The sequence below is a fragment of the Paraburkholderia sp. SIMBA_053 genome (assembly GCF_046534895.1).
Lineage (GTDB): Bacteria > Pseudomonadota > Gammaproteobacteria > Burkholderiales > Burkholderiaceae > Paraburkholderia > Paraburkholderia caledonica.
The window spans coordinates 583,089-599,878 of sequence record NZ_JAWRXU010000002.1 but is presented as its reverse complement, the minus strand read 5'-3'; the positions used below and the strand labels follow the sequence as shown (position 1 = coordinate 599,878).

Here is a 16,790-nt window from a genome sequence, read left to right as displayed (position 1 = left end):
TCCCACGGGTTTCATCACGCTTCTCCGGTTAGGCGAAATGCACGCGCATGCTTGACGAGCCATTGCGCCGCGCGCGTACGGGGCCCGCTGCAATGCTTCGCGACAGTTTCGCCGGCTTCGAGCCTGGCGGCAGCAGACTGCTCACCGAACTGGCTGCGATAGAAGTCTTCGAAATGCGACATCACGTTTTCCTGCGCACTCGCGGACAGAATGGCGTGGTCGGTGCGCTCGCAAAAAACCACGCGAACGCGGTTCAATCGCTGCAACCTGATGCCACGCACTCCGAAGTATTTCTCGAGTTCTTCAACGCCTTCGTCCAGCACGCCATAAAGAAGGCGCGTCTCGACGCCGCGCGCATTGAGCGCCGCAAACGGACGACGCTCCTCGTTCGCGCCAAGCTGCAGTCCGGTGATTCGCTCGATCCGATCGGCCAGCGTCGCGCGTAAAAGCGCCGCAACACGGGTCGCCAGTTCGCGCGCAACGGGCCAGCCGCCCGTCTGCCCTTTAACGACGCGCAGCCATTTGCGCGGCTCGCACATCGAACGAAAATAGCTGCGCGTCGAACCGATCGCCGCGACTCGAACGGTCGGCTTGCCGTTTTCATCGCAGATGTTGCGCCACGTGAATTTCTGCAGATTGACGAGCATCGCGCCCGTCACCGCGGGCTCGCGCGATGCAGCATGGAGACCGACGTAGGCGCCCGCGCAGATGCCAAGCAGCACGGCACCGCGGTGGCCACGCGCCGTGAGCCAGCGCGCGGCGCAGGCGGCATCGTCAGCCCCGTTCTGCGCGTAGAGCGCGTCGAGCGTGACCGCATCGAGCGAAGGTTGACTGTCGCCGAGTCCGCCGAGATCGACGCGAAGCGAGGCAATACCTTGCCGTGCGAGACGCCGCGCAAAACGCACGCCGAGCCGCGCGTTGCCGATTCTGGACACTGCGCCCGTGTTGACGATCAGCACCGCGGGGGCGCTTGCGCCGCCGCTCGTCGCTGCATGAGAATGAGGCACACAGTAGATGCCGAACAGTCTGCCGTTGTCGATCGACACCGGCGTTTCGGTCACGCCGGCTTCGACGATGTGGCCTTCGACATCGCCTGCATATGCACTCACGCCCGACACCGCTGCAGGGCTGCGTGTGGAGTCTCCCACCAACCAGTTCTCAATCGACTCGAACGCCGCGTGCGGTATCTCGCTGTCGAGCGCTTCCATCATGAACTTGCTGTATTCGTCGAAGCCCTGACGCTCGACCTCGACTCCCTGCTCCCGATAATGCCTGACCAGCGCATCGACGCGTGTCGCGTCCAGCGAATCGAGCACCAGCACCCGCCTCGCTGGTGACGGCGCATCGCGCCGCAGATCGACCGCACGCAAGCTTTCGATGGTTTCGCGATAGAGCCGAAAGCCGTACGCCTCGACGAACTCGTCGGTGTCCGGCTCGGGTGTGCAATCCATTGCCGCGGGCATCGACAGCCATTGACGATATCCGGCACGCAACTCACGCTGATAATTTTTGCCGGACAGCACGGGCGAGAGCAGCACGAGACCGTCGACGTCGCCCAGTTCCTGAGCGGCAAGCGCGGCGAGTGTGCCGCCAAGCCGCAAGCCGCATACGCTCACGTGCTCGATGCCCGTCGATTGCCGCAGCAACGCCACGGCCTTCCTGATGCTGTCGATCCACGCGCGCCAGAGGCCCGGCTCGCTTGCATCGCCCGCGGAGTCGCCCGTGCCCGGATAGTCGAAGCGCAGCACCGGGACGCCGCGCATTGCGAGGCGCTCGGCGAGCCGGCGCATGCCGCGGTAGGTGCAAAGCGCGTCGTAGCCGAATGGGTAGCAGAGCACCACGCCATGCGGCCCGGCTGCGGGATGCAACCAGCCGAACTGGCCATCGAAGACTACTGGCCTCACGCTACGCTCCTCACAAGTCTTCTTTTGGGCATTACAGCAAAGCCCGCCCCTCGCCTCTGTACGCCCTGCCACATTGCCTCGGGCTGCATTGCTTCTGCCACACTAACCCCGCCAATTCGCATCCCCACACGCGTCGTGTTGCCAGCCTGCCGACTCAACCGCCAGGCGGCATGCGTGCGCCAAGCGTCGAGCGTGTGGCAAGCAGCAAGTGGTACAAAAAGCGCGCGCGCAGCCGGTCGCGCAATGCGTAATGCTTCGACAGCAGCACGCGCCACGCGGCGCGTGCGTCACCGGCGCGCGCATACGCGGAAGCGGCGCGCGGTGCGACGCGCCGCAGCGCATCGTCGCGCGCGGCATGTGCGGCGGCGGGCACATCGCTCGCGCACAACTGCGCGAACGCGTGCATCGCGGGCAACGCATGCGTCGAGATCGACAAGGCCGTCTCGCGCGAAATGGAAACGAACTCGTCGACGAAGCAAACGGCTGCCGCCTCCACGCACAGGCGCAAACCGAAATCGAAATCGCACGCTTCGCCCACTTGCGCCGCGAGCCGATAACCGACACGTCGGGCGGCCAGCGTATCCACCAGATAGCCGTTGTTCGGGAACATCTGATCGATGCCGGCAAGCGCGGGCACGGCGAGCCGCCCCGCACGCTCAGGAACGCGGCGGTAGTCGCGATTGAGCCGCGCGGTGGCTTCGGGCCGTGGCGTGCCGTCGTCGGCGATTACGCGCTGTTTGCCGAATGCGGCGGTCAATTGCGGATCGGTGCGCCAGCACGCATCGAGCATACTCAGCGCATGCGGTTCAAGCAGATCGTCGTCGTGCAGCAACACGAGCCGCGCGCCGCGCGCGCGAGCGAAGAGCCGGTTCACATTGGATGCCTGCCCAAGCCTCGGGCGGTTGCGTTCGTAGCGGATCGGATGCCTCGCGCGCGCCCGGCAACGCTTGACCATCTGCGCCGTGCGCTCGTCACTCGAATCGTCGCCGATCACGATTTCGAACTCGCCGTATGTCTGCGCTTCACAACTTTCAATGGCTTCTTCGAGCAGACCCGGTCGATTGCAGGTCGGTATGCAGATCGAGATGAGCCGCGGGTTCAATTCTTTCGGTTCCTTCACGCTGTCCTCGCGATGCCCGTTCACCGGCCGTATGCGGTCGAAGCTGATTTAACCGCGACGCAGAGCGCTCATCTGTACGCCCAGCCACACACGCAAGCGGCGCACAAGCGCAGTATCTAACCCAGCGACAAGCCGACGCCCTCGTGCGGGACGCGCTCGTGGGTGCGGCTGCGCACCGACAACGCCCCGTACTAACCGCACCATTGCACGACATTCCCGCGGACAGCGCACCATGGAAAGAAGTATCGTCAGGAACATCGTCATCAACTTTGCAGGAGCGATCGCTCCGACGTTCATTTCCCTCGTCACGGTGCCCGCCTATATTCATCTGATGGGCGTGGAACGCTATGGCGTCATCAATCTGGTGTGGACGCTGATCGGCTACTTCAGCGTACTGGATCTCGGCACGAGCCTCGCCACCGAAAATCAGATCTCCAAAGCGCGCGCCGCTAACGACGACTCCCTCGAACGCATTTTCTGGAGCGCGTGGTTCATGAACCTCGGCACCGGCATCGTGGGCGGGCTCATCATTTATGTGGGCACGGTCGTCTATATCACGCATGGTGTGAAGATCGAGCCGACGTTCCAGCGCGAGGTGATGGCGAGCTTGCCGTGGATTGCGGTGGCCGTCCCCATTGCCAATGTGTCATGGGTGTTCGCGGGCGCGATCAACGGAGTCGAACGCTTCGCGAGCTTCAACGTTAATCAGACGCTAGGCACCGCGCTCTTCCAGTTGTTGCCGCTCGCGGCGATCTTCTGCTTCTCGCCCTCGCTTGCCGTGGTCATTCCCGCCGCAGTTCTCGCACGGCTCTTCGCCGGTTTGATGCTGGGTGCCGCGGCGTTTCGTGCGATCGGCATTCGACGCGTGCGCATGCCGCAATGGCGCGTGATGGCCGAACTGTTCCGTTATGGCCGTTGGATGCTGCTCTTTTCCGGCGCCGGCATGATCGCGTCGACACTCGACCGCGTGCTGGTCGGCGCGCTGCTCGGCGCGAGCTTCGTGACTTACTATGCGACGCCGCAGAACCTGATCACGCGTCTGAACCTGCTGCCCGTCGCGATGGTGCGCACGCTGTTCCCGCGCTTATCCGCCGTGTCGCGCGCCGACGCGGACGCGATCGCGCATAGCGCGCTTGCATTGCTGAACGGCGCATTCACGCCTTGCCTGATCGTCGCAATGTTTGCGCTCAAGCCCTTCCTTGTGGTGTGGCTCGGGCCGACGGTGGCCGCTGCGGCGCCCGTCGCGTGCGTGCTGATACTCGCCGTATGGCTCGGCGGGCAGGCCGGCATTCTCGGCATACTCATCCAGGCGCAGACCAGTCCCGCCGCTATCGCGGGCGTGAGCTGGGCGCAACTGCCTGTGTTCGCCGGCGCGCTGTGGTGTGGCATCCACTGGTTCGGCATCATGGGCGCGGCGGTCGTGGTGGTGTCAAAGGCGCTGTTCGACTACGGCGTGCTGCTTCACTTCGCCCGGCTGCACGTGGGCTCCATCGTGCGGAATATGGTGGTGCATCTCGCGTTTCTGCTCGTAGCACTCGCGCTCGCCGAGTCGATCAGCGAGCCGTCCTCACTGATTGCCGCCGCGCTTGTGCTGGTGTGCGCAAATCTGGCTTTGTCGCTGCATGGCTCCAGCGAATTGCGCGGCCTCGTGTACAAGCTCTGGACCAGGCTGACCTTATCGGCAAGCTGAAGTCGGATCACATCTTCACGACATATCGCGCTGGCCACGGATCATTCGTGGCCGTTGCGCTGACGAAATCACGCAGACCCGGTGAAAAATGCCCGCCGTGAGCGCAACGCCGCGCTTACAGCGGCGCCGAGTGGCTCACACGTTCCGCCATGCCGACGCGAGCGGCGTCGATATCGCGCGTGGCAATGGTGGCGAAGCGGCGCGGCTGGCAACTCGCAAGCGTGCGTTCGTAGATCGCCAGATAGCCGTCGCTCACGCACTGCACGCTGAACTTCTCAAGATCCCGCACCGCGCGTGCGGCCAGTTCGGCGCGCCTCGCCGGATCGGTGAGAAGCCGCTCGAGCGCGTTTGCCAGCGTAGCGGGATCATGCGGCGGCACGAGCACACCCGCCTCGCCGCCGTCGAGCATCTCCGGAATGCCGCCCACGCGCGTCGCGACGATTGCGCATCCCTGCTCGCGCGCCTCGCATAGCACGAGGCCCGCCGGTTCGTTGTGCGAGGCAAGCACGAACACATCGGCCTGCGCGAGATAAGCCCGCGGATCGGCAATGAAACCTTCGAAACGCGCATGCCGCGCGACGCCGAGTTGCGAGGCCAGTTGCTCCATCGCGGCGCGGTCGGGGCCTTCGCCCACCAGATACAGCATCGCGCCGGGCACGCGCTCACGCACCGCCGCAAACGCGTGCAACAGGTCGCGGATACCCTTGCGTTCATACATGCCGGCCAGCGTCACGATGCACGGATGAGTCAGTAAAGGTAAGCGCGGCGCGATCGCGTCCGCGAGCCGCGGCGTGCCGAGCGCGCCATTACGCACGACGCTCAGGCGCGACTTCGGAATACCGCGCCGTTCCATCGCGGCGGACACCGCTTCGCTGACAGCGACAACGCGGTCGCCGACACGCATCATCGTCGCACTCTTCTGAAATTCGTTGTGCACCGTTGTTACCAGCACGAAGCGTCGCCGAGGCACGCCGAAGCGCGCGATCAGCGCGCCCGTCATCATGTGTGCATGCACGACGTCAGGGTCGATCTGCGATACCAGCCTGTTGAAGCGCGCGACCATCGCCGGCACACGCAAAGGTCGCGGCGATTGCGGCAACAGCACATGACGCACGCCGTGCCGCGCGAGCAGTTCCTCAAATCCGCCGCCGCCCGAGGCCACCGTCACGTCGTGTCCGGCGCGCGCCTGCATGCACGCGAGATCGACCATCACATTGACGATGCCGTTGCCCACATTCAGCGCGTGATTGGCGAGATGGATGATTTTCATGATTTTCCTGCAACGTCGATAGAGTTGCGATGAGCAGCCGCGAGCGCGGCCGTTGACGGCGTGAACCGGTACATCAATGCCTTGCCGTGTGCGTCTTCTTCGACGAATACGAGGTATTCGCCCGACGCGAGACGATGCGCGGTGACAGGCATCGGCACGTCGGCCCAGCCGCTCGCCGTGCCGACTTCCTTGCCCGGTGTCAGACGGCCGGCTTCGCGCCCGCTTGCGCGGTCATAAATCCGCACGGTCGCACTGCGCGTTTCGACGGCGAAGATGTAGTCGCCCGCCACCGCAAAGCCGTTGATCGACAGCCATTCGGGCGGACCGCGGTCCGGCAGGTCTATCAGATAGCGCAGTACCGGCTTGCCGGTTTTCCAGTGGTCGTAGCGGGCAAGCTGTGAACCGGCACTGTTCCAGTTGTCCTGAATAAACGGCCGCTCGCGCGTCGAGCCGGAGACAAACAGTGTGTCGTCTTCGGGAAAGTAGTTAAGCCGAGCAACGCGGTAAAACGGCGCGGGCACTGGGTATTGCCGCATCGCCGCGTAACGGTAAATTGGATTGCCGACGCGGTCGAATCCTTGCAGCGGGAAGCAGCGAATGCCGGCCGCCTCGGTGCCCTGCCAGACGTCGCCACGACTATCCACCCACCAGCCTCGCATCGCGGGCGCATCGGCGCCGTTGCTGCTCTGATCGAATGCGGCATGGGAGAAGTCACCCGCGCCTGTCATGTCGCGCCAGATCCACTCGCCGCGCGCCGGCTGATTACGCGGCCACGGACCGTCTATGTGCGATTGCGCGAACAGCCCCGACGGAATCGCCGTCTCGCGATCTTCGGCGAAACGATAGATGCGCAGATACGACGAATACATGTCAGTGGTGTACAGCAGCCGGTGCCCGTCGATGTCCCGCACCATAGGCATACCCCGCTGGCCGCCGAGGTACAGATGAAAGTACGGATCGTATGGGTAGCGGAAACGGTCGGCGGTATAACCCGCATACGACCACTCGTTGCCAGGCGCGCGCGTGAGGTCCAGCGTGAAGCGCTTGCTGCCGCTGTACACGGACGGCGGATTGCCGTCGACGAACTGCGCGCCGTCGACGAACAGCAGCCCTTGCAAGCTGAAGCGCTGCTGTCCATCGGGCGTATAGCTTTCGAGCAACGCGCCGTCGTAGGTGCTCGGCCCGGTGCCGTAGGAGCGCGGACCGGCACCGTTCATCGACACATAAATGTTGCCCGCGCGATCCACGCCCACGCCAGTCAGACCGTTGAAGCGTCCGGGCCCGGGCGCGCCCGCGCGCCCCGCGTAGATACCGCCTTTTTCCCCGAAGCTGGCCGTCAATTTCATGGCCGTTCCTTGCTGCATGTTGCCCGCCGACGTACTGGTCCGTGCGCTCGCGTCGCCGGTATAGATCAGGATCTGCTGGCGCACGCCGTTGTCCGCGATCAACAGGCGTCCGCGTGCGTCGACGGTCAGATCCGCCGGCACGACGTCTTCAGGCAACGGCAATTCGCCGATGACTGCCCCATTGCGCGCATGGTGCACCACGCGTTGCGCGCCGTCTGTGCGGCTGTTCTCCAAGACCCATAACGAACCGTCGGGCGCGAGCGCGAGGCGGCCCGGCTCACGCACCGGGAATGCGCCGATTGCCTGCATGGTCTGCGCGTCGAACACCTGCACCCGATTCTCCAGCGCGTTCGAGACAAAGAGCCGCGTGTCGTCCGCCGCCAAACCACGAATCGCGTAGTCGGCCTTTGCGGAATAAGTGGCGATCAGCAGGAACGCGAGGCGGCTGCCGGCGGGGAACTTCACCTGCCCGGCGAACGGTACGCCCTCGCGAATGTCCGCGCGGCTGCGGCGCGAGATACCGGTCCACACTTCCCCCTCGCGTGGCGACGGTCTGTGCTTCGCGGTTTCGTTGCCGAGGCTGACCATGGCTTGTGCGACGTACACATACTCGTCGTTCGCAGCAATCGCGTCGCCACCCATCATTCCCCAGCCATGCGTCTCGCCACCGTGGCGGAGCAGCTCGCCATTGCGATACTGACCGAGTTCGCCACCGGCCTCGTCCCATGGTGCATTGGTGAAGACGTCGCCTTGCGGCGTGACGGCGATCGCCTGGATGTCGATCTGCATCCAGCGCTGATCTCCGTAGCCCCATGTATTGCCGATCCATGATGTTATGTAGGATGGCGAATGATTCGCACCGGTCGCTTGTGCGCTGCCTGGGGGGATGCTGGCCGCAGCATCGGTGGCTTCGGTCAACATCTTTGCAGTCGCAGGCGGAGCTTCCAGTTGGCCCGCAGAGACCCCACCGCCCGGCAACCGGGCACCGCCCGCGCCGTGCTCCGATTCGCCCGCCGCAAGCAGCACGACCAGCGGGAGCGCGAGCGCGCCCGCGCACACTAGCCGCTCGAATGTTTTGCGTGTGAGGCGTCGCATGTTTTCCGGCGTCAGAACACGTCGATCGCTTCGCGATAGATTTGCGCGACCTGCGCGGCTACCACCGGCCTGTCGAAGTTCTCACGCGCATACTTGCGGCACGCCTCTTCGTCCGGCAACTTGAGCCGGCCGAGCAATGCATCGGCCATGCCTTCTCCGATCGCCTTAAAACCGCCGGACGGCAGCACCAGATCGCGCGACAACGGCGCCACGGCTTCAGGCAGGCCGCCTACCGGCGTCACCAGAACCGGCGTGCCGGCAGCAAGCGATTCGATCGTCGTCAGGCCGAAGCCTTCCAGCGATACGGTCGGCACCACCGAGAGGTCTGCCGCGCGATACCACAGCGGCACGGTCTCGTCGGGAACGAAGCCGGCAAGCGTCACGTTGCCCTCGAGGCCGCGCGCGACGATCCGAGCCTGCAACTGCGACGCAAGCGGTCCCTTGCCCGCAATAGTCAGCAATACGTCTGGTAGCAGCGGCTTCACAATCGCCATTGCGTCGATCAGATCTTCTAGCCCCATGCGCGACACCAGACGACGCATGCAGAAAATAAGAGGCCGGTCCGCTGCGAGGCCGAGTTGCCGACGCGCTTCGAGCTTCGTCATGCCAGTGTCGAAATGCGCGACGTCGACGCAGCCCGGCACGATGCGGATGCTGTCCTCATTCACGCCATAAGTTTCGTGAAGCAGACGGCCGAATGCCCGCGACAGCACGATATGACGTGTCGCGCCGCGATAAACGAAGCGTTCAAGCGCGACACGCAACGCGCGCGATAGCCCGCCCCCGCCCCCCGGATATGACTCCGCCGCCCACGGTCCATGAAAATGAACGACCTTGGGCACGTTGCGAAACACGCCCGCTGTCGGCGCTGCATAAAGAGCGAAATGCGTCGCGACGATGTCAGGCATACGCGCGGCCCGCAACACGCGCGAATATTTGCGGGAGCCCAGCAACCGCGCGCCGAGTTGCGCCTGCGCGCCCGCGAACGATTGAACGCGGCCACCGGAAGCCTCGATCACGTCAGCGCTGCCCGCCACCATGCCGCGCACGTTCACCCCTTGAGCGGGAAGCGTATCCACCAGCGCCTGAAACATACGATCAAGACCGCCTGGCCGTTCGTCGAACCAGTGCATGCCGATTTGCAGCGAATCGATCGGAACCGCGCTCATAGTTTCACCGGCTCAGTCGCGCATGCGGGCGGCAACGGTTGTGCCGCGCGGCGTGCATGCACCTGCTCGTAGACTGTCAGATAGCGCTCGGCCATGGCCTGCCAGCTCAGGCTTTTCGCCACCTCTCTCGCACGCGTGCCGAGGCTTCGCGCGTAGTCCGTATCGCTCGCCACACGCATAATGGCCGCGCCGAGCGCCGCCGCGTCGTCAGGATCGTCGAGCACGACGCCGCTGCCCGGCTCGATCACTTCGGCGCCTCCGGCAGTGCGCACCGTGATGACCGGCAATCCCGCGGACAACGCCTCCAGCAATACCAGTCCCATTGGTTCGTAGCGCGAAGGAAATACGAACGCATCGACCGAGCGCATCAGCGCGGGCATGTCCATCACCATGTCGGTGAAGTGCACGCGTGCGCTCAGTCCGAGCGATTCGACCAGCGCCGGATACGGGCTGTTGTGCAGGATGCCCGCGACCGCGAGATGCACGTCGGCGGACGTATGGATCAGTGCATGCAGCACGGTGTCGAGGTTCTTGCGCGACATGCGCAGATCGCCCGCGAACAACAGCATGAACGGTGCTTGCGGCAAGCCGAAACGCGCGCGTTTGCATGCGCCGGGCCGGAACTCGTCGACATCCACGCCGTTATGAATCACCTGCATGCGCGCCGCGCCGACACCCAACGCCCGCACCTCGCCCGCCACCTTCTGCGAGACCGGCACGATGACCTCGGTATGGCGAAACGCCCATTTCTCGCATGCGACGTTGAGCCTGGTGTAGATAACCTGATACGCGTGATAGAAACTGTGCAGCAGACGAAACGGGTAGAAGCCGCAGCGATACCAGCCGTCGTGCACGAAGTGCGCCGCGTTGACGTCGGAGCGGGCCCATGCAATGAAGCCGTTGACATGAACCACGTCGAACTCATTGCGGTGAGCGCGAATCCATGCACCGCAGCGCAAAGCGAACATTTGATACTGCACCAGCCGGGTCGGCAGGCGGCTCTTCGCAACGCGCACAAAACGCACGCGCGGATGCGCAACCAGTTCCGCAGCCGCTTCCGCGGCAAGCAGCGTTACGGAATGTCCAGCGGCCAGCGCCGCCTGCACGATCTCGTAGTTCACGCGCCCTTGTCCATCGTTCTTGCGCACGACATGGGTAACGATGAGAATTCGCATCCCGTTGTCCTTCATTTGAATTATCAGGTCCGCGAAACCGTCGCGTTATTTGTGGCGTGCCGCTCTCGCGCATAGCGCAACGAAATCACCGGCAAGGTCACGCCGAGAAAGAAAAACATCCCGGATACGGAGGTAAGCGTGTTGATGAAAATCATCATCGAGAAAATGGCGACGGCCACACCTACGCCGGAGATAGCGAGAAGATCGGTCGGATGCGATCGGCTCGCGCGGTACGCGCGCCACAGCAACATGATCACGCCTGTCGCGTACAGCAGCGTGCCTGGCCAACCCATCACGAAGGGCACTTCCATCAGGCCGCTGTCGAAGTCGGCTATCGCGGAGGCTGACTTGTCGTCGGACAGCTTGGTGCCCTGCCCCGTCGCGCCGAGGCCTTGGCCTGCGATATCGGTGAGTGCCGACGAAAGAAACGTTTTGTAGAACTCCGCGCGCGCCTGGTAGCTGTTGTCCTCGCCGATGTCCTGGATGGTGCTGATGCGCCGCATCACGGGCTCGGCCACCTGGTCGATCATCATTAGCGGCGCGGCCATCACGGCAAGGCCGAATACACCGGCGAGCAAGCGCATCCGGCTCTTGCCGTCGAGCATGGCAAATGAATAGACGAGCGCGATTGCAAAGCCGCCCCATGTACTGCGCGCGCTGGTGAGCAGCAGCGCGGGAATGCCGACACAGCCGAGCACAATGCGCGCTTTTCCGCGCGCTGCGAGCGACATCAGCAGGATAGTCATGAGCGTGACCGCGAACGGGCCGCAAGAATTCATCGTGCTGCTGATGCGCATGCCGAACGGCACCGGCTGTCCCTCGGATTCCATCTTCGAGGCGATCAGCCAGAAGGCATCCCACGGCATCGGCGAAATGAATTCAAGCAATCCGTAGAGACTCATCAGGAGTCCGCCGAAAACGAACGTTTTCAGCAGGACCCGGTGGTAGTCCGGATAATGGCGCCACGTCACGGTCATATAAAACGCGACCATCACTGGATAGAGCCAGTTGATCAGCGTAAAGGTTGCTGCGGCAGGACCTGCTTGCACAAAGCCCACCACGTACGCGTACAGAAGCGCGATCACGATCAACAGAAGCGGTGCGGCCCGGCGCTGCCCGAACGCAGAGACGTGCTTGATGAGCGTGAATCCCATGAGCGCCACCGCCAGCAACGGTGCGACCATGATCGGGCTTTGCTGATTGAACGCTCCGCTCACGAAGTCCGCGAGACGCCTCACTTCCGGCGTGAGAAAGAAAAGCCAGCAGACGAAGCCGAGGTAGTGAGCCGGCGAGCGCCGGTACAGCAACAGCGCAACGCCAAAGGCACCAACTGGAAAGAACAGCTCAACGACTCTGCCCTGATGCAGCAGGATGAGGCCCAGCGTCGCGCCGAACAGCAGCAACGGCCAACGCAGCGGGTGCCGCAATGTCCGCGACGCGCGGCGTGTGCGAGTGGCTCTCGCCGCTCCTCGTTCGCTTCTCGTCGTTGCGCCTTGCCTGTCGTCAGCCGGCGTGCGCAGCGCGAGCCGCGCGCTCGACGGCGTGATCAGCAACCGCTCCATTACAGCATCTCGAACGTGTTGACGAGCGCAGCACGATCGCGCTCGCGCCGCCGCAACACAGCGAGCGGCTGCGAGGCGCGCATGTGCCGCGTGAGGCCGATGAAAGGCACGCCATGTTCGAGGTATGGACCTTCCGTCTTGCGAAAGCCGAATTGCTCGTAGAACTCGCGCAAGCCGAGCGGCGCGCTTACACGCGCGGCGTGTCCCGGCCAACGCTCGGCAATGGCCTGCAGTACCCGCTCCACCAGCATTTCGGCGGTACCGTCGCCGCGCCGCAGGGGGCTCGTCAAAACCTTGTCGATCGTGATCTCGGGGTCTTCAGCGTCGCCGGGCCGCACGCGAGCGTAGGCGAGAATCGGCATGGGGCGACCCATGTCCTCCACGGCGAACACATGCAGCGATTCCTCGTCGCGGCCATCGGCATCGAGGTAGACATGCGATTGTTCGACGACGAACACCGCGCTGCGCGCCCGCAGAATCAGGTACAGCTCGCGTGCCGAAAGCTGCTCGAATTCCAGCGTTTTCCAGTTCATCACGTTCCCCAGCGGATTCTTTTATGTTTAACGGACCGGCGCCGCACGCCGCCCGCCTGGGCCACGTTCGACACGCCAGCCCGTCTGATGGCTACACGTTAAGGCCGCGATACATGCGTTTCCGTGCGGCATCGCACTGACGCTGCGGGTTGGCGATTCTTAAATACGAGGCACCGGATCGCGCCTCACGTCGCGAATAAAACAATCGGCCGCATGCATTCGTCTACGTCGGCGAACGCGAAGAGACCGCTGCACAACTGAGGGGTACACCACCATGAAAACCGCATTGCGACGCATCCTTTCCGAATCCGCTCGCCTCGACGTATCGCCGGAGAGCCTCGCGGACGATGCCGATCTCTATGCCGCAGGCCTCTCCTCCCTCGCGACCGTGCACCTGATGCTCGCAATCGAGGATGAATTCGACGTCGAGATTCCAGACCGCATGCTCACGCGCCGGCTGTTTTCGAGCATCGATTCGATGGCCGCCGCCGTTACCGAACTGCAACAGGCGAAAGCAGCATGAACACCCCACTGCTGGATCCGGCTGCTTCGGCGGCCGCGACCACGCCCGCGGCTCTGACGGCGATCGAGCCCGAACCCGCCTGGCGCGCTGCGGCGCAACGCTGTGCGGCAGTCGCCGCGCAGTTCGCCGACGCCGTCGACAGCGAGGCCCGCTTTCCCACCGAAGCGTTCGCGGCACTCAAGCGCGAGCGCCTGCTTTCAGCGATGGTGCCGGCGGCATACGGCGGCGCGGGCCTCTCGCTTGCGGACGTCGGCGCAATCTGCGAAACGCTTGCCCAGGGCTGCGCGTCCACCGCGATGATCTATGCGATGCATCAGATCCAGGTCGCCTGTATCGACGAGCACGGCAGCGAGTCGCCATGGCACCGGCAGTTGCTCGCGCAACTTTGCGAGCAGCAATGGCTTTTCGCATCGGCCACGTCTGAGGAAACGATCGGCGGCAATATGCGCACGAGCGCCTGCTCGGTCGAGGCAGACAGCGAGCGCTTTTCGATAGAAAAACTCGCCCCGACGATTTCATATGGCGCGCATGCCGACGCCATTCTGGTCACCGCGCGCCGCACGGCTGAGTCGGCCGCCTCGGACCAGGTGCTGATCGTCGCGTTACGCGAACAAACGCTGCTCGAAAAACGCGGCGCCTGGGATTCGATGGGGATGCGCGGCACCTGCAGCGAAGGCTTCAGACTGGTCGCCACCGGTCTTGCCGCGCAGATCCTGCCGACGCCCTTCGCCGAGATCGCCGACCAGACCATGCTGCCGGTCTCGCACACGCTGTGGGCATCGGTATGGACGGGTGTGGCCGCCGACGCAGTGAATCGCGCGAAGGCCTTCTACAGGGCACAGGCTCGTTCGAAGCCGGGCGTGAATTCGCCAGCCGGCGTGCGCCTCGCGCATGCTGTCGGATTGCTGCAGATGATGCAGGCGCGTCTTTCCGTAGCACTCGACGCGGCGCGTGCTGCGCACGCCGCACGTCTTCATGAATCGCAAGCCGATGCGCCGCTCGCGGCGATGCTTGGCTTTGCGTCTGACATGAACACGCTGAAGACCAGCATTTCGACGATTGCACTGGACGTCGTGCACGAAGTGATGATGATCTGCGGCATGGCCGGATACAAGAACGGCACGCCGTACAGCGTGGGACGCCATTTGCGCGATCTCTACTCCGCACCGCTCATGATCAATAACGACCGCATCGCGCAGAACACCGCGAGCCTGCTGCTCGCGCAGCGCCCTGCCGCGCCGGGGAGAGCCTGATGAATACGATGACCGATACCGCTGCTCTCGCTACCGCCACGAATGGCGACGAACACATTGCGCCCACCTTTCGCGACGAGTTGCTGGCCGCGGGCCTGTTGATCGACACCGGTGAAAATGGACTGTATGGCCGCAGCCAGATTTTCGAGGATGTCGTCGATCGGCTGAATGTGGCTATCACGCATCTTGGAGCCGATCAGGATGCCGAAGTATTGCGCTTTCCACCCGCCATGCGCCGGACAGACTTCGAGGACAGCGAGTATCTGAAGAATTTCCCCGACCTCGCCGGCACGATCCACTCGTTTTGCGGCAACGACATGGGACACCGGCGCCTGTTGCAGGCGCTCGATCACGCAATGAGCGAGAGCGACGACAATCGCAGCGACGAATGGATGGCGCAGCAAAAGCCCACGCGCGTGGTGCTCACGCCGGCCGCCTGTTATCCGATCTATCCGGTACTGGCGCGGCGCGGCCCGCTGCCTGCGGGCGGACGCACCGTCGACGTGCTCTCGTATTGCTTCCGTCACGAGCCTTCTCTCGATCCCGGCCGCATGCAGATGTTCCGTCAGCGCGAATATGTGCGGCTCGGCAACGCGCATGAGGTAATGGCATTCCGCCAGATGTGGATTGAACGCGGCTCGCTGCTCGTCTCCCTGTTGCAATTGCCCGTCGAAGTGGACCTCGCCAACGACCCGTTTTTCGGGCGCGGCGGGAAGATCGTCGCCGATAGTCAGCGTGCCCAGGCGCTCAAGTTCGAACTGCTGATTCCTGTAGCGAACCCGGACAGCAAAACCGCGTGTCTGTCGTTCAACTATCACATGGACCACTTCGGCAAGATCTGGAAAATCGCCTGCGAAGACGGCACGCTCGCGCATACCGGCTGCGTCGGCTTCGGCATGGAGCGCATCACGCTCGCGCTGTTCCGTCATCACGGGCTGGACGTGAAAGCATGGCCCGACGACGTGCGCGCTTTGCTATGGGGCGACACTGCAACACACGTCGCGCACGGCATGGCAAAGATGCAGGCGTTGGCTGCGGCACCGGCCACCGGAGACGGCGCATGAGTCCATCGCAGAGGCGCTTGCCGGGAAACGCATTCTCTACATCGCAGTTGCCTCGGCAACGCGCATCGACTGCTGACGCTGCGCACGCTTCATCGCAAGCAGCCGCACTCCACGCGCAAGCAGCGCGTGCGCGCCAGCACGAGCCGCATGCATGGCATCAGGGCGAGCGCGTCTGGCAGGAAACCAACTGCTATGTGGATCTGTGGATCGAATTGCTGCACGGCTTCGGTCTCGATCCGCGCGCGGCGTTTGGCTTCACCGTCACGCAGGACTTCGAAGGCGATCAGTTCACGTTCTTCAAGTTTCCTCTCGAAGACCTGGAGCGACTCTACGGCACCCAGGTGCAGGAGCTCGCGATCTACGACTCGCTCGAAGCACGCGTGCTCGCGCAGACTCAGCGCGGCCACACCGTGCTCGTCGAAGTAGACGGCTTTTATCTGCCGAACACGCGGGCTACGTCGTATCGTCGTGAGCATCCGAAGACCACGGTAGGCATCGACTTCATCGACCCGGACGCACGCCGTCTCGGCTATTTCCACAACACCGGCTATCACATGCTGGATGGCGAGGACTACGACGGCGTATTCCGCAAGCTGGCGCAATTCGCACAGCAGCCCGACCTGCTGTTTCCCTACGTCGAATTCGCGAAGCAGGCGCGGCCCGCGCTGGAGGGCACGGCGCTCGCGGAAGCGTCGGCGGAACTGTTGTGCGCGCATCTAAGCCGGCGGCCTTTGACGAATCCGATCTCCGAATGGCGTGCCGCATTCCCGGGCCACCTCGATACGCTGATGGCGCGCGGCGAAGCATTCTTTCATCCGTACTCGTTCAATCTGATGCGGCAGCTCGGTGCAAACTTCGAGTTTCTCTCGAAGTACCTGCTGTGGCTCTCGGAGCAAGGCTTCGAGATTCCCGCGACGATTCCCGCCGCCGCGCAACGTATCGCGTCGGAGTCGATGGTCATGCAGTTCCGGCTCGTGCGAGCGATCGCGCGCGGACGCCGCGACGCGTGCGACGACTGCTTCGACGTCCTCGAAAGCGCCTACGAACAGACACTGCCGCCGCTCGCCGCTCTCGTGTCGTGACGCA

Annotated in this window: 13 protein-coding genes; 5 read left to right on the top strand and 8 right to left on the bottom strand. The window is 63.9% G+C overall.

Annotation, left to right across the window (positions count from 1 at the left end; translation table 11 throughout):
• Positions 1-14 precede the first annotated feature (14 nt).
• Together SB753_RS09170 and SB753_RS09165 are read right to left on the bottom strand one after the other, a co-directional pair.
• On the bottom strand, positions 15-1,904 hold the full coding sequence (locus tag SB753_RS09170; protein WP_410800023.1) for a serine aminopeptidase domain-containing protein: 1,890 nt from the start codon (positions 1,902-1,904) through the stop codon (positions 15-17).
• A 154-nt stretch (positions 1,905-2,058) separates the two neighbouring features.
• Positions 2,059-3,024 (bottom strand): glycosyltransferase family 2 protein, encoded by a 966-nt coding sequence (locus SB753_RS09165; protein WP_410800022.1) that lies wholly within the window; start codon positions 3,022-3,024, stop codon positions 2,059-2,061.
• A gap of 232 nt (positions 3,025-3,256) precedes the next feature.
• On the opposite strand from SB753_RS09165, the gene SB753_RS09160 reads away from it, so the two are divergent.
• A complete protein-coding gene (locus SB753_RS09160) occupies positions 3,257-4,714 on the top strand; it encodes an oligosaccharide flippase family protein (protein ID WP_408171277.1) in 1,458 nt (485 codons plus the stop codon).
• Positions 4,715-4,829: 115 nt separating this feature from the next.
• On the opposite strand, the gene SB753_RS09155 is transcribed toward SB753_RS09160, so the two are convergent.
• From SB753_RS09155 to SB753_RS09130, 6 genes are read right to left on the bottom strand one after another with little or no spacing between them, the layout of a single operon-like run.
• A complete protein-coding gene (locus SB753_RS09155; protein WP_410800021.1) occupies positions 4,830-5,984 on the bottom strand; it encodes a glycosyltransferase family 4 protein in 1,155 nt (384 codons plus the stop codon).
• Positions 5,981-8,425 carry a hypothetical protein gene (locus SB753_RS09150; protein ID WP_410800020.1) on the bottom strand — a complete coding sequence of 815 codons (2,445 nt, stop codon included), beginning with the start codon at positions 8,423-8,425 and terminating at the stop codon, positions 5,981-5,983. The genes SB753_RS09155 and SB753_RS09150 overlap by 4 nt, the downstream gene beginning before the upstream one ends.
• An 11-nt stretch (positions 8,426-8,436) precedes the next feature.
• On the bottom strand, positions 8,437-9,594 hold the full coding sequence (locus SB753_RS09145; protein WP_408128573.1) for a glycosyltransferase family 4 protein: 1,158 nt from the start codon (positions 9,592-9,594) through the stop codon (positions 8,437-8,439).
• A complete protein-coding gene (locus tag SB753_RS09140) occupies positions 9,591-10,769 on the bottom strand; it encodes a glycosyltransferase family 4 protein (RefSeq protein ID WP_410800019.1) in 1,179 nt (392 codons plus the stop codon). The genes SB753_RS09145 and SB753_RS09140 overlap by 4 nt, the downstream gene beginning before the upstream one ends.
• A 23-nt stretch (positions 10,770-10,792) precedes the next feature.
• Positions 10,793-12,331, bottom strand: coding sequence for an O-antigen ligase family protein (locus tag SB753_RS09135; RefSeq protein ID WP_410800018.1), 1,539 nt, complete (start codon positions 12,329-12,331; stop codon positions 10,793-10,795).
• Positions 12,331-12,864 (bottom strand): GNAT family N-acetyltransferase, encoded by a 534-nt coding sequence (locus SB753_RS09130; protein WP_020065748.1) that lies wholly within the window; start codon positions 12,862-12,864, stop codon positions 12,331-12,333. Before SB753_RS09130 ends, SB753_RS09135 begins: the two co-directional genes overlap by 1 nt.
• A 274-nt stretch (positions 12,865-13,138) precedes the next feature.
• Between SB753_RS09130 and SB753_RS09125 the strand changes: the two genes are divergently transcribed.
• From SB753_RS09125 to SB753_RS09110, 4 genes are read left to right on the top strand one after another with little or no spacing between them, the layout of a single operon-like run.
• Positions 13,139-13,387: an acyl carrier protein gene (locus tag SB753_RS09125; RefSeq protein ID WP_020065747.1), complete on the top strand. Its 249-nt coding sequence runs from the start codon at positions 13,139-13,141 to the stop codon at positions 13,385-13,387.
• Positions 13,384-14,640 carry an acyl-CoA dehydrogenase family protein gene (locus SB753_RS09120; RefSeq protein ID WP_410800017.1) on the top strand — a complete coding sequence of 419 codons (1,257 nt, stop codon included), beginning with the start codon at positions 13,384-13,386 and terminating at the stop codon, positions 14,638-14,640. Before SB753_RS09125 ends, SB753_RS09120 begins: the two co-directional genes overlap by 4 nt.
• Positions 14,640-15,704, top strand: coding sequence for an amino acid--[acyl-carrier-protein] ligase (locus SB753_RS09115; protein WP_410800016.1), 1,065 nt, complete (start codon positions 14,640-14,642; stop codon positions 15,702-15,704). Before SB753_RS09120 ends, SB753_RS09115 begins: the two co-directional genes overlap by 1 nt.
• Positions 15,701-16,786: a DUF1839 family protein gene (locus tag SB753_RS09110; RefSeq protein ID WP_410800015.1), complete on the top strand. Its 1,086-nt coding sequence runs from the start codon at positions 15,701-15,703 to the stop codon at positions 16,784-16,786. Before SB753_RS09115 ends, SB753_RS09110 begins: the two co-directional genes overlap by 4 nt.
• Positions 16,787-16,790 lie beyond the last annotated feature (4 nt).

What these genes read in the sequence shown, in the direction of transcription:
- SB753_RS09160 (WP_408171277.1), top strand. Translation starts at nt 3,257, where the DNA reads ATGGAAAGAAGTATCGTCAGGAACATCGTCATCAACTTTGCAGGAGCG.
- SB753_RS09155 (WP_410800021.1), bottom strand. Translation starts at nt 5,984, where the DNA reads ATGAAAATCATCCATCTCGCCAATCACGCGCTGAATGTGGGCAACGGC.
- SB753_RS09150 (WP_410800020.1), bottom strand. Translation starts at nt 8,425, where the DNA reads ATGCGACGCCTCACACGCAAAACATTCGAGCGGCTAGTGTGCGCGGGC.
- SB753_RS09145 (WP_408128573.1), bottom strand. Translation starts at nt 9,594, where the DNA reads ATGAGCGCGGTTCCGATCGATTCGCTGCAAATCGGCATGCACTGGTTC.
- SB753_RS09140 (WP_410800019.1), bottom strand. Translation starts at nt 10,769, where the DNA reads ATGCGAATTCTCATCGTTACCCATGTCGTGCGCAAGAACGATGGACAA.
- SB753_RS09135 (WP_410800018.1), bottom strand. Translation starts at nt 12,331, where the DNA reads ATGGAGCGGTTGCTGATCACGCCGTCGAGCGCGCGGCTCGCGCTGCGC.
- SB753_RS09130 (WP_020065748.1), bottom strand. Translation starts at nt 12,864, where the DNA reads ATGAACTGGAAAACGCTGGAATTCGAGCAGCTTTCGGCACGCGAGCTG.
- SB753_RS09125 (WP_020065747.1), top strand. Translation starts at nt 13,139, where the DNA reads ATGAAAACCGCATTGCGACGCATCCTTTCCGAATCCGCTCGCCTCGAC.
- SB753_RS09120 (WP_410800017.1), top strand. Translation starts at nt 13,384, where the DNA reads ATGAACACCCCACTGCTGGATCCGGCTGCTTCGGCGGCCGCGACCACG.
- SB753_RS09115 (WP_410800016.1), top strand. Translation starts at nt 14,640, where the DNA reads ATGAATACGATGACCGATACCGCTGCTCTCGCTACCGCCACGAATGGC.
- SB753_RS09110 (WP_410800015.1), top strand. Translation starts at nt 15,701, where the DNA reads ATGAGTCCATCGCAGAGGCGCTTGCCGGGAAACGCATTCTCTACATCG.